This window comes from Paraburkholderia acidisoli (genome assembly GCF_009789675.1).
Taxonomy (GTDB): Bacteria; Pseudomonadota; Gammaproteobacteria; order Burkholderiales; family Burkholderiaceae; genus Paraburkholderia; species Paraburkholderia acidisoli.
Genome location: NZ_CP046915.1, coordinates 1,361,445 through 1,376,064, shown reverse-complemented (window position 1 = coordinate 1,376,064; position 14,620 = coordinate 1,361,445). Strand labels below are relative to the sequence as shown.

Genomic DNA, 14,620 nt, shown 5'->3' with positions numbered 1-14,620 from the left:
GGCTCAGCGGACCGGCTGCACCGATGCGCTGGAGAGCCAGTAGTTCATGCGGCCTTGCGGGCCGGCCACGAGCACCGCGCCCGGATTCGGCACGCCGTCGTCGGTGATCGTGCACACCACCGTGCCGTTGGGGATCATCGTGACTTGCTGCGCCGCCGTCATGCGCGCGAGCACGTCGGCCTTGAGCGGATAGAGATGGCTGAACACGTCGTAGCTGATCGCGGCGGGCACGTCGCCGGTCACCCGTACCGGGGCGCCGTGCGGGCACGATTGCGCGTGCGCGGAAGTCACGCCGACGGCCAGCAGAAGCGAAAAAAGGGTTTGTTTCATGATGGAGAAGGCTGCGCGAACTCGCCCCGGACCACCCGGCACATGCGGACATGGGCTCGGCGCGCGAGTGGGCGCGCTGTTCGCCTTTTGCAAGCCGCTTATGTCACAGTATGCCGAATGCGGTGACGAGCCCGAGGGCAATTCGGGTATCGAAGAAGTCGCAGTGTAGCGAAGAACCGGCCGCCTGGGGATGTGTGCACACGCATTCGGGCCGGCGCGAGCGCGGCGGCGCACCCGCGGTCGACGCTCGCTCGTCCCCTCTGAATAGCATCCGGCGCACGCCGCCGACCGATCAGGAGCCGATGTGAAAGCAATTCAAGGCGTCACGCTGCTGCTCGCCGTACTCGTGCTGATTTCATGCACGCGCGGCAGCGGCGTATTCTCGCTGTCGCCGGTGTTCAGCACGTTCGCGCCCGTGCGTGCCTCGGAGGTCGGGCGTTGCATCAAGGCGAACTGGAAGCTGTCGGCGCGCGATTTTCGCGTGGTCGCGTCGGGCGGCACGATCCGCATCAGCGCCGTCTCGTACTTCAAGGGCGTGCCCGTGGGCGCGCGCTTGCAGCGCCGGTCCAACGGCACCTCGATCGAATACTTCGAGCGCAGAGCCGCGCCCGCACGCTATTTGAGCGACGTGCAGCGGTGCATCCGGTCGTCCATGACGGCATCGGCGGGACCGGGCAATGCCCCGGCGGAGCGCGCGGCGGACGATTGAGCCGCGCGCCGGGCGCGGCGCTTCGCGCGTGGCACGGCGGCGTGTCCGATCGAAGGGATTCCGCACGAGGCGTAAGGGCGCGAGAGGCGAGGCGGGATTTTTCGCGGTGATCATGCAAGCCGAAGCGCAGCACCGTTCGCGCACTGGCCGCGGCGCGCGAACGCGCTTATTTCCGCAGCGCGTCCTGCATCATGCCGACCGGCAGCAACACCTGTGGCGCGTAGCGCGCGAGCGTATGCGCGCGGATCGGATCGGCGCGGCGGATCGGCAGTGGCAGCACGCGCGCGTCACGCCGCGCGACGAACTCGCCGAGGCATTGACCGAGCGACGTCGCCATTGCAATGCCGCGGCCGTTGCAGCCGAGCGGCGCGAACCAGTTCTTGTCGACTTCGAACAGGCGCGGCAAAAAGTCGGGCGTGAGCGCCGCTTCGCCGCGCCAGATGTAGTCGAAGCGAATCTGGCCGAGCGCGGGCAGAATGCGCTCCAGCCGCAACGCCAGTGCGCGCAGCAGGCGCGGCGCCGCGCGCCATAACGTGAGCGGCGCCATGCCGCCCGTCACCATGCGGCCGTCGGCGGTATAACGTACCGCGAAAAGATTGTTGCGCGTGTCCGACAAGGCTTCATTGCCCGGCAGTACGAGCCGGCGTTCCTCCGCCGTGAGCACACGCGTGGCAAGCTGAAAAACGGTGAGCGGCACGAAGCTGCGCGAGACTTCGGGCGCGAGCGGCAACTGTCCGCCATGCAACGCGTTCGTGCATTGAATGACCGTTTGCGCGCGCAGCACGCCCTGCGAGGTGTGGACGAAATAGCGCGCGCCGTCGCGCGCGATGCGCACGACCGGGGAGGCGCCATGAATGCGCGCGCCGCTCGCGCTCGCCACGCGCGCGAGTTCCTGGGTGTACGCGTACGGATTGACGTGACCGCCGGAAGCATCGAACAGCGCGCCGTGAAAAGCGCGACTGCCGATGCGCGCCTGGGTTTCGCCCGCGTCGAGCCATTGAGCGCGCGAACCCGCGTCGCGCCAGGCGGCCACGCGCGCCTGCAGGCCGCCGACCAGTTCGCGCGCGTGCGCCGGATTGAGCCAGCCGCCTTGTACCGCGTCGCATTGCATGTCGTGCCGGCGAATCAGGTCGAACACCGTTTGCGCGCCCTCGGCAACGAGCGCATTGAGTTGCGCGCCGTGGGTGGCGCCGAGCAACCGCAGCACGTCCGCGGGACCGACGCGCGGCAGGCTCGGCACCACGAGGCCGCCGTTACGCCCCGAGGCGCCGTCGCCAGGTTGTCCCGCTTCGACAACGGTCACGCGCGCGCCCTGCTGCGCGAGCGCGAGCGCGCAACTCAAGCCCATCAGTCCCGCTCCCACCACGGCCACATCGCAGTCGGCATCGCCTTCCAGCGGCGCATACGCGCGCGCCGCGCCCACGACCGTGGGCCAATACCAGCGTTCGAGCGGCGCCGCGCTCATTGTTCCTCCCGCGACCACACGAACGTGCAAGCCCCGGCGCGGCGGATCGCGTTGCAGCGCTCGGCGAGCGCGTCGCGGTCGGCGGCATCGACCCGCGCGACCACGTTGCCGGCCAGCCAGCCGATAGGGAACAGCATGCGCGCGCCTCCGGCGTAGAACACGCCGAGATCGAATACCGGCTCGGGGTTGCCGCCCCACATCTTCGCGGGTACGTAGGCGAGCACCAGGTCGCCTGCTTGCGGGGTGATCGTCGCATTCTCCGGCGCGAGCGGGCGGGCGTTGCGCGCGGGGTCGATCTGCGCCGTGGGAATCGGGCACGAAATCTCGGGGCCGGTCCAGATCGCGTGAATCGCCGGCATTTCCCTCGACTCGGCCATCAGTTCCCATAGAAACGCGGTGCTCTCGGGAGCTTCGCGCTCCAGCAGATGAAAACGGGCGCGCAGGCCGCTACGTGCTTCGGTCAACAACAAGGTTTTCGTGCTCATAGGTTCTCCACCCGATAGACAGTGCGATCATTTGATCAAATAATAAAAAATCTAGCAAGATGTCGAATCAAACCTTTGGGCCATCGCCAGAGGTCCGTGAAAATCTGCGCTTGACAACGAAATTTGGTCACACAACACTGCGATCCCATCAAATTATTATTTGATCAATTCAAGGCGCGCGGCGTCGGTGGCACATTCGAACGAGGTGAATCGTGGCGGGATGGGGTGAATTCAAACGGGGATGGCGGCTGATCCTCGCGGCAACGGTCGGGATCGGCACGGGGCTCACGACGATGGTTTTCTACACGATGGGCGTGTTCGTGCCTTCGCTGACCAAAACCTTCGGCTGGAGCGACTCGCAGGTCATGGTGGCGATCACGATCGTGCTGCTCGGCTCGAGCGTGGTCGGGCCGTACGTGGGCGCGCTCACCGATCGCATCGGCGCGCGCCGCGTGGCGCTCGGCTCGGTGATCGGCATGGGTTGCGCCTGGGCGCTGCTCGCGCTCAACACCGGCTCCATCGCGATCTTCTACGCGACCTTCACGATACTCACGCTGTGCGGCGCGGGCACGCTGCCCGTCACGTGGACGAAAAGCGTGATCGCGAACTTCAGCGAGCGGCGCGGGCTCGCGCTCGGCATCTGCCTGATCGGCACGGGGCTCTTCGGCGCGCTGATCAAGCTCTACGCGTTCTATGTGATGAGCGCGATTGGCTGGCGTCTCGCGTACGTCTGCATCGGCGCGTTCGTGCTGTGCGTGACCCTGCCGATCACGTTCTTCTTTTTCCGCGAGCCGCGCCGCGCGCTCGATACGTCCGCCCAGGCGCCCGGCATCGCTCCCGAAGCCGGTCTCGGTTTGCGCGAAGCGCTGCGCACGCGCGCGTTCTGGATTCTCTCGGCGAGTTTCTTTCTGCTCTCGCTCGCCATTTCGGGCATCGCGCCGAACCTCGAACGCTTTCTCACCACTTCGGGTTTCGATCTCGCGACGGCCGTGCGCATTGCGGCGTGGTATGGCATCGGCATCGTGGTGGGGCGCCTGATCACGGGCTTTTGCCTCGACCGCATGTGGGCGCCGGGTGTGGTGTTCCTCCTCATGATTCCGACGATGATCACGTTCATCGTGCTCGCGGGCGGCGTGAGTTCGGTGCCGGTCGCCATGCTGATGGTGTTCCTTGTCGGCTCGGCTTCGGGCGTGGAATACGACGCGCTCGCGTATCTCGTCTCGCGCTATTTCGGCATGCGTGCCTATAGCGCCGTGTACGGCAGCATCTTCATCGGCTTCGCGTTCGGCGCGGGCTTCGGCCCGGTGACCTTCAGCAAGACCTTCGCGCTCACGCACAGCTACCACACGTTGCTGTTCGCGACGGCGGCGGTCGTGTTGGTCGGTTCGGGCATGCTGCTCACGCTCGGCCGTTACCCGCGCTTCGACGCCGCGCGCCCGGGTGTGGCGCACCCGAAAGCGGGCTCGGCGTGGGGCGTGAGTTCGCAGGAAAACGCCTGAAATCCGTCACGAAAAAGGAATCACAGCATGACGCTTCCCGTCGGCAGTCTTTGCCCCGACTTCACCGCGAACGCGAGCACGGGCGCGCTGCGCTTTCACGAATGGCACGCACGAGGCTGGTCGCTCGTGTTCGCCTTCAAGTCGATGTCGCCGACCTGCAGCACCGAATTCGCCGCGCTCGAAACCTTGATGCCGCAATTCGTGGCATGCGGCACGAAGGTGCTTGGCGTGTCGATCGATAGCGAGCCGAGCGTGGCCGCATGGCTGGCCGATTTGCAGGCCATGTTCGCTTGCACGCCGAGCTTCGCGCTCGTCAACGACGCGAGCGGCGAGGTGCCGCGCGCACTCGGGTTCGTCGATGAAACCGCCGCGCCGCCCGCGCTGCTACGCACGGCCTTGCTCGTCGGGCCCGATGCGCGCGTGGCGGTCTCGCTCACTTACACCGTCACGAACGGTCGCAACTTCGACGAATTGCTGCGCATCGTGAAGGCCGTGCAACTCACGGCGGCGCGCCGCGTCGCGACGCCTGCCACATGGCGGGAAGGCGGGCGCGTGATGCTGCCGCCCTCGCTCGCGCAGGACACGGCCGAAGCGATGTACCCCGGCGGCGTGGACGTGTTGCGACCGTATCTACGGTTCGTCGATCAACCCGATTGAGCACCCGGACGGCACCTGCCGTCTGTTCGTTTTCCTGAACGTTTTCGTATCAACCGTCACAAAGAAGGAACCAGCATGGCACACACGATCGAGCACCTGCCCCTGATGCGTTCGAGCCCCGGCGCGGCGCGTCATCTCAAGGTCCACCGTTTTGGCGAGGCTGGGGCACGGCCGAAGGTCTATGTGCAGGCCGCCTTGCATGCGAACGAAACGCCAGGCCTTCTGATCGCGCATCATCTCGTCGCGCAACTGCAGGAAGCCGATCGCGCGGGGCGCATTCGCGGCGAAGTGGTCGTGGTGCCGTTCGCGAATCCCATCGGGCTTTCGGAGAACATCCTCGGCACGCAGATCGGGCGCGAAGCGCTCGACGGCAACGGCAATTTCAATCGCGGCTTTCCCGATCTCGCGCCGCAACTGATCGCGCGCGTGGCCGACCAGCTGGGCGATAACACCGAGGCGAACACGCAACTCGTGCGCGAAACGCTCGTCGCGCTCGTGGACGCGCAGCAGCCCGTGAACGAATTCAAGTCGCTGCAAAAGACGCTCATGCGTCTTGCCATCGACGCCGACTACGTGTTCGACCTGCACACCGAACTCGAAGCGTGCGTGTGCCTCGTGGTCGCGCCGTGGACGCAGGCGCCGCTCGCCGACTTCATCGCCGAACTCGATCCGCGCATGGTGCACGTGACCGACACGCCCGCGCTGTTCGACACGGTGTGCAGCCGCCCGTGGTTCGATCTCGCGCGGCACGTGGGCGCGCACAAGCCGGTGCCGCAGGCCTGCGTGGGCGCGACGCTGGAGATGCGCGGCGTGACCGATGTCGACGATGAAACCGCGCAGGGCGATGCCGCCGCGCTCGTGCGTTTCCTGCAACGGCGCGAGATCATCGCCAGCACGGAACCGCTCGCGGCCATTGCGTGGCAGGGCGAACTCACGCCGCACGAAGCCATTGAATTCGTGCGCACGCCCGTATGCGGCGTGGTCGTGTACCGCTACGAGGTGGGCGCGATCGTCGAGCCCGGCACGGTGATCGCCGAGATCGTCGACCCCGACGCCGACGATCCCGCGCGGGCGCGCACGCCCATCGTGGCGACGAAAGGCGGCTTGCTCTACGGCCGCACGCTGAATCGCCTCGTCAGGCCGTTCGATTGCGTGGCGAAGCTCGCCGCCGTGCAAAACGCGCCGCGCGGAACTCAGCCATGACCGGCATCACTCGTTTCGAGGTATTGTCGCGCCAGCCGGTGTTCGACGGCATGCGCTTCGGCGAAAACGGCGCGGTGGGCGAGTACGAACTGCTGTCGGGCCTGGCGCATGGCGCGCTCGATCCCGCCCATGCGCTCAATCGCGAGATCGCGCTGATCGAGCATGCGCCGCGCAATGCACAGGGGCTGGTCGAATACCGCGTCGATTTTCATATCTACAAGCCCGTCGATCTTGCGCGCGGCAACGACTGGCTGTTCTACGAATACCTCAATCGCGGCACGCAGCGCGGCATCGTGCGCATCAACAACGCGCCGGTCGTGGCGCTGCCCACGCGCGCGGACGAGATCGGCAACGGCTTTCTCATGCACGAGGGCTATTCGATCGTCTGGACGGCGTGGCAAGGCAATGTCGAGCCGGGCGGCGGCCGCATGCTAGCGCAGTTCCCGGTGGCCACGCGCGCGGGCGCGCCTATCGTCGGCAAGGGCTGGGAAGAGTTCGTGCTCGACGCGCCCGATTCGATACGCGGCGCCATCGTGCAGGAACTCGACGCGCAACGCTGTGTGCTCACGCTCTCGTACCCCGCGGCGGACCTCGACGTGTCGCGCGCGCGTTTGAGCGTTCGTCAGCACGAGCGCGACGCGCGCCTCGATGCCACGCAAGCGGGCTTCGCGTGGCGGTATCTCGACGCGCAACGTATCGAGATCGAGCGCCTGCCCGCGTGCACGCTCGACCGCGGCGCGATTGTCGAATTCGTCTACGACGCGCGCGATCCGGTCGTGATGGGGCTCGGTTATGCGAGCGTGCGCGACGTGATCGCCTTCCTCAAGCACGCGAAACACGACACGCATGGCACACCGAACCCGCTCGCGCTGGCCGACGACAAACCGCCCGCACGCGCGCTCGGTTTCGGTCTCTCGCAAAGCGGCCGTGTGCTGCGCGACTTCCTGTGGCAAGGCTTCAACGAAAGTCTCGAGGGCGGGCGTGTATTCGACGCGGCCGTGCCGATCATCGCGGGCTCGCGCAAGGCGTGGGTCAACGCGCCGTTCTCGCAGCCGGGCCGTTACTCGCGTCAGCACGAAGACCATGGCTTTCTCGGCGATCAGTTTCCCTTCGCCTATGCAACGCTGCACGATCCTGTCAGCGGCAAGACGGATGGCGTGCTCGCGCGCGCGCGTGCTTCGAATACGGCGCCCCGGCTGATGCATCTGGATACCGACTCCGAAGTCTGGTCGGCGCGCGCTTCGCTGGTGGTGACGGATTGCGAGGGCAAGGATTTGCCCGCCGATCCCGATGTGCGTTTCTATCTCGCCACGGGCGTGCCGCATGGCGACTATCCGCTGCCGAATGCGGCGAGTACGCCGGTCGTGCGCTATGCGACGAATCCGCTGACCTATGGCGCGCCGCTACGCGCGCTGTTCGTGGCGATGCGCGCGTGGGTGGACGAAGGCGTCGAGCCGCCCGAAAGCCGCTTTCCGTCGCATGCGGAGGGCACGTGGTGGCCGCTCGACCGGTTCGTCGAACGCTTCGAATCCGCCACGGGGCTCGTTGGTCCGCGCGTCTTGAATGCGTTGCGCCTGCTCGATCATTCGAGCGTGCCGCCGCATGAAGGCGCGCCGTATCCGGTGTTCGTGCCCGCCGTGGATGTCGACGGCAACGGCATTGCGGGCATCCGGCCACCGTTCGTGGCGGCGCCGCTCGGCACGCACGCAGGCTGGGCGCTACGTGCGCCGGGCTATGCGGAAGGCGCGCTGTACAGCGTGTATGGCTCGTACGTGCCGTTCGCGCGCGCAGCCGATGCCATGCTCGACGGCGACCGGCGCGCCCCGTTCGAGCAGCGCTACGCTTCGCCCGAGGCGTGGCGCGTGGCATTGCTGGCTGCCGCGTATGAACTGGCCGCTGGGCGCCTCATGCTCGCGAGCGACGTGCAGCAACTCGAAGCGCGACTCGACCGCGCCGCCGATCCGTTCCATATCGTCTGATCTCCGCCTTTCTCACTCACGATGAAACTCGCCAAACGCATCACCGAAACTTCGAAAAAATCCTATGGCATGTACGACCAGGCGGCGCGGCTGCCGGGCGACACGTCCGACCTCATCCATCTCGAACTCGGCCGTCCTCATGCCGACACGCCGCTGCCGATCAAGCAGGCCACCATCGACGCCTTGCTCGCGGGAGACGTGCACTACAGCGACATGCGCGGCATTCCCGCGCTGCGTCGCGCGCTTGCGGCCAAGCTGCGCGAGGACAACGCCCTCGACGTGACCGAAGACGACGTGCTCGTCACGAGCGGCCTCACGCATGCCTCGTTCGCGGCATTTTTCTCGCTGATCGATGAAGGCGACGAAGTGATTCTGCTCGCGCCGTTTTATCCGCAGCACGTGGGCAAGATCGAGTTGGCGGGCGGCAAGCCCGTGATCGTCGATCTCGATCGCGACCACGGTTTCTCGATCGACGCGAGCGCGATCGAAGCCGCCATCACGCCGCGCACCAAAGCTATCGTGCTCGTCAATCCCGCGAATCCCACGGGCCGCGTGTACAGCCGCGCCGAACTCGAGGCACTCGCCGATGTCGCGATTCGCCACGATCTCGTGGTGATCTCGGACGAAGTGTACGAAGCCATCGTCTACGACGCGGCCCGTCATATCAGCCTTGCCTCGCTGCCGGGCATGCGCGAGCGCACGATCACGATGCTCGCGTTCACCAAGTCGTATGCCATGGACGGCTGGCGTCTCGGCTTCATGACGGCGCCGCCCGAGGTGATGCCCGCGCTGCTCAAGATCACGGCCAACGACGTCACGCACGTGAACACCTTCATTCAGGCCGGTGCGCTCGCGGCGGTCACGGGGCCGCGCGCGATGCTGCAAACGCTGGTGGACGAAGATCGCGCGAAGCGCGATCTCGTCGTGGAAAGCCTCAATGGCATGCGCGGCGTAACGTGCCGCGCGCCCGAAGGCACGATCTACGCGTTCGCCGATATCCGCGCGACGGGACTTTCAGCGCAGCATTGTGCGGAGCGTCTGCTGGTGGAAGCGCGCGTGGTGGTGGAGGCGGGCAGCTTCTATGGCGCGGCGGGCGAAGGGCACTTGCGCGTCTGTTTCGGTTCGGATTCGAAGGCGCGTATTGCCGAAGCCATGACGCGCATGAAGCGCTTTTTCGACGCGCTTGCCTGAGCTTTATCGATTATTCGGAATCCGAAATAAACAGGCCGGAAGGTGATGAATCTTGCCGGCCTGTTTCGTTGCGCGTTACGGGGAAACGATCAGAACTTGTGGCGAATGCCGATGTCGGCAACCAGCTGGTTCGGGCTCGACGAGCCGCCGATGCCGATGATGGAGGCGTGCACGCTGTTGCCTTGCGCGTGTTCGGCGAGGAACATCGCGTAGACGTCCGTACGCTTGGAGAAGGCGTAGTCGAGCGTGGTGCTGACCTGATGCAGTTTGGTCGAGCCGAGCGTGGTGAGTGTGTAACCCGCGCCTGCCGTGACATAGGGCGTGAGCGAGTAGGTCAGGCCGAGTTCGCCGTTGCGGAACAGCGCGTTCTGCACGTTCTGGCCGCGCACGCCCGCATACAGCGCCTGCGTGTACATCGCATAGACGAAGGTTTTGGCGAAGCGGTAGCTCGTCGCCACGCCGAACGTGCGCAGATAGCTGCCGCCGATCTGGACCGTGCCCGCGGGCCGCCCGAACAGCGTCGAGATATCGAGCACCGAACTCGTGCCCGCGACTTCGGTATAGGCCGCCGCGACGTTCAACGGTCCCGCGGCGTAGGTCGCGGAAAAGCTGTATGCGCGGCCGTCGCCGTTGATGTCGCCGGGCAGGTTCGAGAAGCCGTACATTGCCCCGAACTGGAAGCCCGACCATACCGGGGTGAGGTACTGCACGGAGTTGGTGAGGCGCAGCGAGTTCGCGCGGTCGTTCGCGAACGGGTGGTCGGAATATTGGCCGAGCAACCACGTGGACGTTTCGTACATGCCGAGCGTCAAGCCCATGAAGTCGTACTGGTTGCCGAGCGTGAGCGTGCCGTAGCGGTCGTCTTTCAGGCCGACGAACGCCTGGCGCCCGAACAGCTTGCCGCCTTGTCCGAGCGCGCCCGTGGTGGTGCTGTAGCCGTTTTCGAGCGTGAAGATCGCCTTGGTGCCGCCGCCCAGGTCTTCGCTGCCGCGAAAGCCCAGCCGGTTCGCCTGCATGATCGAGTTGGTGGCGAGCACCTGGGTCTTGCCGCCGACATTGCTGACGTAGCCGATACCGGCATCGACGATGCCGTAGAGCGTGACGGCGCTTTGGGCGTGCGCGGCGCCCGCGCCGAGCGCGACGCAGGCGGACAGGCACGCGGCGGCGAGTCGGCGGCGCGGCGAAGGTGGGCGTGAGAGGAATCGTCTGGACATAGAGGTGATGACAGTAACGGATGATGGACGCCGCCAAAAAAGATCGCGCGACCGGGTCATGCGCCGGGAAGCGGCGACGCGGCGGTTCGGCTTTTCGGCATGCTTCGTATCATTTGATCAAATAATCAATTGATGACCGAATTCTTTTTTCGCCAATATTGTTTGTCAAGGCGCACCGACCCTGGCGCGTCCCGCAGGCAACACCGAGCGATGGCAGCGTGGCGCTGCTACAATGCGGGATCAATTTGATCGAACGATCAAGGAACGAAGATGAGCGAACAGATCAAGCGCGTGGTGAAGCGCTCGACGATGCAGGAGTCGATCTACGCCCAGCTGCGCACCTCGCTGATGCAGGGGCGCTTCGAGCCGGGCACGCAGTTGACGGTGGCCTCGCTGGCCGACGGCTTCGGTTCCAGCGCGATGCCGGTGCGCGAGGCGCTGCGCCAGCTTGTCGTCGAAAACGGTTTGATCGCGCTGGCCAATGGCACGATCCAGGTGCCCGAAGTGAGCAAGGCGCGGCTGCTCGACCTCTGCAACGCGCGCATCGCGCTCGAAGGCCGCGCAACGGAAATGGCCGCCGAGCGCGTGGACGACGCCTCGATCCGCCGCCTCAAGCGCTTGATTGGCGAGCACGAACTGGCCATCCAGCACGACGGCATTCACGAAAGCCTCGTGAAGAATCAGGAATTCCACTTCCTGATTTATCAGCTCTCGGGTTCGGCGGTGCTGCCGCAACTGATCGAAACGGTATGGCTTCAATGCGGTCCGTACATGCGTGTGATCACGCAGGAAGTGGAGCGCAACGAAACCGTGCCGTACAACACGGCCGGCACGGACCTTCATCACGTGGTGGTCGCGGCGATGGAGCGTCACGACGCGGCGGCGGCGCGCGAAGCGATGGAGCGCGACATTCGTCTCTCGTTCGATTTCCTGCTCGACATTCTCGAGCGCCGCGATTCGACCGTCAGCCTCTGAGCCCTCGCGTCGCGTCATAGGGTGCGACAGCCAGCCTCGCGCGCCTGGCGGAACACTGAGCGCCCGCCACGACTCCGCCCGTCAAGCTTCGCGTGATACCGCGAGGCCGGATTGCAGGTCGAACCCCGTTGGCCGCTGGTACACGCGCAAGCCGAACTCCGGCAGCATCGCGATCAGGTGATCGAACAGATCCGCCTGGATGGTTTCGTATTCGGCCCAGCTCGTCGTGGTCGTGAAGCAATACAGCTCGATCGGTACGCCTTCGGCATCGGCCGGCAACTGGCGCACCATGCACGTCATCTCGCGATGAACGAGGGGATGCGTTTCCAGGTATCGGGCGACGTAGCCGCGAAACGTGCCCAGATTCGTGAGACGGCGCAGATTGCCGGGCGCACTGCCGGCGCTGGCGAGCGCGAGGTTGTGCTGCTGCAAGACCGCCCGCTTGCCCGCGAGATACTCGCGCAGCATCGTGAGACGTTCGAGGCGCGCGAGCTCCTCGGCCTCGAGAAAACGAACGCTGGTGGCGTCGATACGCAGGGCGCGCTTGATGCGCCGGCCGCCCGCTTCGCTCATGCCGCGCCAGTTCTGGTAGCTCTCGGTGATCAGCTTCCAGGTGGGAATGGTGATGATCGTATGGTCGAAGTTCGCGACCTTCACGGTGTTCAGCGTGATATCCGTGACGGTGCCGTCGGCGCCCGCGCCCGGCATCGTGATCCAGTCGCCGATGCGCAGCATGTCGTTCGACGACAGCTGGATGCCCGCGACGAGCCCTAGCAGCGTGTCCTTGAAAATCAGCATCAGCACCGCCGACATCGCGCCGATTCCAGAGAGCAGCAGGCCGATCTGCTTGCCCGTCACGTCGCCGATGATGACGAGCGCCGCCGTGATGAACAGGATCAGCTTGACGAGTTGCATGGCGCCTTTGAGCGAGACGCGCGGCTGCTCCTGATGCGTGAGGCGGTAAACGTGCTCGATAGCGGAAAGCGTCGCGCCGAGCGTGAGCGCGACGCACAGCACGATGATCGCGAAAGCGATCTTGTCGATGGTGTCGGCGATCGACGCGGGCAGATTGGGCACGAGCCCGATGCCGATCTTGACGACGACGACGGGCGCGAGCCGGCCGAGCCAGCGGAATGCGCCGAATTCGAAGAGGGCGTCGTCGATACGCGTCGTAGTGCGGCGAGCGACACGGGCGACCACGCGAAAGAGCAGGAAGTGGACGACGATGCCGACAATCGCGGCGGCGGCGAACAGCAGTACGAGGGCGATCAGCGGGGCGAGCGGTATGGCGTTGAGGGACATCGCGGGACGGGGACTCCTTGAAAGTGTCGCGAATGGCAAACGGCGCCCGTTGCGGGGCGCCGTGTGTGTGTGCGAGCGATGAGATGACGGGGCGACGCGCGGATCGTCGCCTTTCGGGTTAGGGTTCGAGCGATGCCGCTTTAAGACGGCAGCGAGGAAAGGTGCCGCTTTGGGTGGTGCTGTTGCGATGCGCCGAGGTTCAAGGCGACGGCGACGGCAATGACGACGAGGCGCGCTTGAGCGGCACCTTCATATTGGCCGCGATGATAAGCCAGCACAATACGAGCCCCGAACACGCGTAAAACACGGTACTGGCGCCGTCGTGCTTGAGCAGCCAGCCGCCCACCACGCCGCCGAGCGCGAGCCCGAGCGACTGCGTGGTGTTGTACACGCCCGTGGCCGCGCCCTTGCGGTTGCCCGGCGCGAGCTTCGAGACGAGCGAGGGCTGCGACGCCTCCAGGATGTTGAAACCGAGGAAGTACACGAACAGCACCGCCGCCACGATTGCCAATGTATGCGCGAGCGAGCCGAGCAACAACTGGCCGATCAGGATAAGCGCGATTGCCGAGACCACCACGGCCTTCATCTTGCCGCGCTTCTCCGCGGCGATGATGGCGGGCACCATCAGCACGAACGAGAGGCCCATGACCGGCAGATACACCTTCCAGTGCGAGGCCACCGGCAGACCGGCGTCGACGAGCAGGCGCGGCACCACCAAAAACAGCGCGGTTTGCGTGGCATGCAGCACGAGCACGCCGAAGTTCAGGCGCAGCAGCTCGACGTTGTGCAGCACCTCGGCGAACGGCGCGCGCACGTGCACGGGTTTGCTGGGCGCGTCGGGGACGACCCAGATCACCACGCCCACGGCCAGGATCGAGAACACGCCGACCAGCGCGAACAGGCCGCTCATGCCGAGCCAGTGGAACACGATGGGCGCGCCCACGATGGCCACGGCGAACGACATGCCGATCGAGCCGCCCACCATCGCCATGGCCTTGGTGCGATGCTCCTCGGAAGTCAGGTCGGCGATGAACGCGAGCACCGCCGACGAGACCGCGCCCATGCCCTGAATGACGCGCCCGACGATGATCCACACCATGTCGTGCGCGCCCGCGGCCACGAAGCTGCCGATGGCGAAGATCACGAGGCCCGTGGCGATCACCGGTTTGCGGCCAATGCGGTCGGAGACCCAGCCGTAGAAGATGTACAGGAGTGACTGCGTGACGCCGTACGCGCCGAGCGCGATGCCGACGAGCAGCAGGTTGTCGCCGCCGGGAACGGTTTTCGCGTAGACCGAAAACACCGGCATGATCATGAAGAGGCCCAGCATGCGCAGCGCGAAGATCGCGGCGAGCGAGAACGTCGCGCGCTTTTCGAGTTGTGTCATAGGTGCCGTGGACGTTGAGGCCGCTACGGAATTCTGCATGGTGGTGGAATCAAAAAAAACCCAGCGCTGAGCGCTGGGCCAAGCTGCCACCGAGTCGCCGGCGACGACTGGACGTTGCGTCCAGACCTGGAACTGCGGGGTGATCTCATTGCGCATCGAGCCCCGGTGTCAAGCCGGGAAATGAGGCACAATGTGACATATCGATCAATGTAGCGGCCGAAAAT

The 14,620-nt window shown here is 65.7% G+C and carries 13 protein-coding genes; 7 read left to right on the top strand and 6 right to left on the bottom strand.

The window, feature by feature from the left end; all coding sequences use genetic code 11:
- Positions 1 to 3: 3 nt before the first annotated feature.
- On the bottom strand, positions 4 to 330 hold the full coding sequence (locus tag FAZ98_RS28285) for a hypothetical protein (RefSeq protein WP_158956285.1): 327 nt from the start codon (positions 328 to 330) through the stop codon (positions 4 to 6).
- A 304-nt stretch (positions 331 to 634) separates the two neighbouring features.
- Between FAZ98_RS28285 and FAZ98_RS28280 the strand changes: the two genes are divergently transcribed.
- On the top strand, positions 635 to 1,039 hold the full coding sequence (locus tag FAZ98_RS28280; RefSeq protein ID WP_158956283.1) for a hypothetical protein: 405 nt from the start codon (positions 635 to 637) through the stop codon (positions 1,037 to 1,039).
- Between the two features lie 166 nt (positions 1,040 to 1,205).
- Here the strand turns inward: FAZ98_RS28280 and FAZ98_RS28275 are convergent, their stop codons facing one another.
- Both FAZ98_RS28275 and FAZ98_RS28270 read right to left on the bottom strand, forming a co-directional pair.
- Entirely contained in the window at positions 1,206 to 2,504 is a 1,299-nt protein-coding gene (locus tag FAZ98_RS28275; protein WP_158956281.1) for an NAD(P)/FAD-dependent oxidoreductase, read from the bottom strand.
- Positions 2,501 to 2,989: a DUF3830 family protein gene (locus FAZ98_RS28270; RefSeq protein ID WP_158956279.1), complete on the bottom strand. Its 489-nt coding sequence runs from the start codon at positions 2,987 to 2,989 to the stop codon at positions 2,501 to 2,503. The genes FAZ98_RS28275 and FAZ98_RS28270 overlap by 4 nt, the downstream gene beginning before the upstream one ends.
- Before the next feature lie 212 nt (positions 2,990 to 3,201).
- On the opposite strand from FAZ98_RS28270, the gene FAZ98_RS28265 reads away from it, so the two are divergent.
- The 5 genes from FAZ98_RS28265 to FAZ98_RS28245 all read left to right on the top strand — a co-directional run bounded on the left by FAZ98_RS28265 (position 3,202) and on the right by FAZ98_RS28245 (position 9,518).
- On the top strand, positions 3,202 to 4,488 hold the full coding sequence (locus FAZ98_RS28265) for an MFS transporter (RefSeq protein ID WP_158956277.1): 1,287 nt from the start codon (positions 3,202 to 3,204) through the stop codon (positions 4,486 to 4,488).
- Between the two features lie 27 nt (positions 4,489 to 4,515).
- Positions 4,516 to 5,145: a redoxin domain-containing protein gene (locus tag FAZ98_RS28260; protein WP_158956275.1), complete on the top strand. Its 630-nt coding sequence runs from the start codon at positions 4,516 to 4,518 to the stop codon at positions 5,143 to 5,145.
- Between the two features lie 75 nt (positions 5,146 to 5,220).
- A complete protein-coding gene (locus FAZ98_RS28255; RefSeq protein WP_158956273.1) occupies positions 5,221 to 6,348 on the top strand; it encodes a succinylglutamate desuccinylase/aspartoacylase family protein in 1,128 nt (375 codons plus the stop codon).
- Entirely contained in the window at positions 6,345 to 8,327 is a 1,983-nt protein-coding gene (locus FAZ98_RS28250) for an alpha/beta hydrolase domain-containing protein (protein WP_158956271.1), read from the top strand. Before FAZ98_RS28255 ends, FAZ98_RS28250 begins: the two co-directional genes overlap by 4 nt.
- 21 nt (positions 8,328 to 8,348) lie before the next feature.
- A complete protein-coding gene (locus FAZ98_RS28245) occupies positions 8,349 to 9,518 on the top strand; it encodes a pyridoxal phosphate-dependent aminotransferase (RefSeq protein ID WP_199272428.1) in 1,170 nt (389 codons plus the stop codon).
- Positions 9,519 to 9,607: 89 nt separating this feature from the next.
- Here FAZ98_RS28245 and FAZ98_RS28240 read toward each other — a convergent pair whose 3' ends face one another.
- Positions 9,608 to 10,732 carry a porin gene (locus FAZ98_RS28240; protein ID WP_158956269.1) on the bottom strand — a complete coding sequence of 375 codons (1,125 nt, stop codon included), beginning with the start codon at positions 10,730 to 10,732 and terminating at the stop codon, positions 9,608 to 9,610.
- A gap of 270 nt (positions 10,733 to 11,002) precedes the next feature.
- Between FAZ98_RS28240 and FAZ98_RS28235 the strand changes: the two genes are divergently transcribed.
- The gene (locus tag FAZ98_RS28235; protein ID WP_158956267.1) at positions 11,003 to 11,707 is read left to right on the top strand and encodes a GntR family transcriptional regulator; all 705 of its coding nucleotides are present in this window, start codon (positions 11,003 to 11,005) and stop codon (positions 11,705 to 11,707) included.
- Positions 11,708 to 11,788: 81 nt separating this feature from the next.
- Here FAZ98_RS28235 and FAZ98_RS28230 read toward each other — a convergent pair whose 3' ends face one another.
- Together FAZ98_RS28230 and FAZ98_RS28225 are read right to left on the bottom strand one after the other, a co-directional pair.
- A complete protein-coding gene (locus FAZ98_RS28230; protein ID WP_158956265.1) occupies positions 11,789 to 13,009 on the bottom strand; it encodes a mechanosensitive ion channel family protein in 1,221 nt (406 codons plus the stop codon).
- Between the two features lie 199 nt (positions 13,010 to 13,208).
- Positions 13,209 to 14,396, bottom strand: coding sequence for an MFS transporter (locus FAZ98_RS28225; RefSeq protein ID WP_158956263.1), 1,188 nt, complete (start codon positions 14,394 to 14,396; stop codon positions 13,209 to 13,211).
- Between the last annotated feature and the right edge of the window lie 224 nt (positions 14,397 to 14,620).

Bases quoted from the DNA above. Each gene is read 5' to 3' on its own strand.
- FAZ98_RS28285 (WP_158956285.1), bottom strand. From the start codon at position 330: ATGAAACAAACCCTTTTTTCGCTTCTGCTGGCCGTCGGCGTGACTTCC.
- FAZ98_RS28275 (WP_158956281.1), bottom strand. From the start codon at position 2,504: ATGAGCGCGGCGCCGCTCGAACGCTGGTATTGGCCCACGGTCGTGGGC.
- FAZ98_RS28270 (WP_158956279.1), bottom strand. From the start codon at position 2,989: ATGAGCACGAAAACCTTGTTGTTGACCGAAGCACGTAGCGGCCTGCGC.
- FAZ98_RS28260 (WP_158956275.1), top strand. From the start codon at position 4,516: ATGACGCTTCCCGTCGGCAGTCTTTGCCCCGACTTCACCGCGAACGCG.
- FAZ98_RS28255 (WP_158956273.1), top strand. From the start codon at position 5,221: ATGGCACACACGATCGAGCACCTGCCCCTGATGCGTTCGAGCCCCGGC.
- FAZ98_RS28250 (WP_158956271.1), top strand. From the start codon at position 6,345: ATGACCGGCATCACTCGTTTCGAGGTATTGTCGCGCCAGCCGGTGTTC.
- FAZ98_RS28245 (WP_199272428.1), top strand. From the start codon at position 8,349: ATGAAACTCGCCAAACGCATCACCGAAACTTCGAAAAAATCCTATGGC.
- FAZ98_RS28240 (WP_158956269.1), bottom strand. From the start codon at position 10,732: ATGTCCAGACGATTCCTCTCACGCCCACCTTCGCCGCGCCGCCGACTC.
- FAZ98_RS28235 (WP_158956267.1), top strand. From the start codon at position 11,003: ATGAGCGAACAGATCAAGCGCGTGGTGAAGCGCTCGACGATGCAGGAG.
- FAZ98_RS28230 (WP_158956265.1), bottom strand. From the start codon at position 13,009: ATGTCCCTCAACGCCATACCGCTCGCCCCGCTGATCGCCCTCGTACTG.
- FAZ98_RS28225 (WP_158956263.1), bottom strand. From the start codon at position 14,396: ATGACACAACTCGAAAAGCGCGCGACGTTCTCGCTCGCCGCGATCTTC.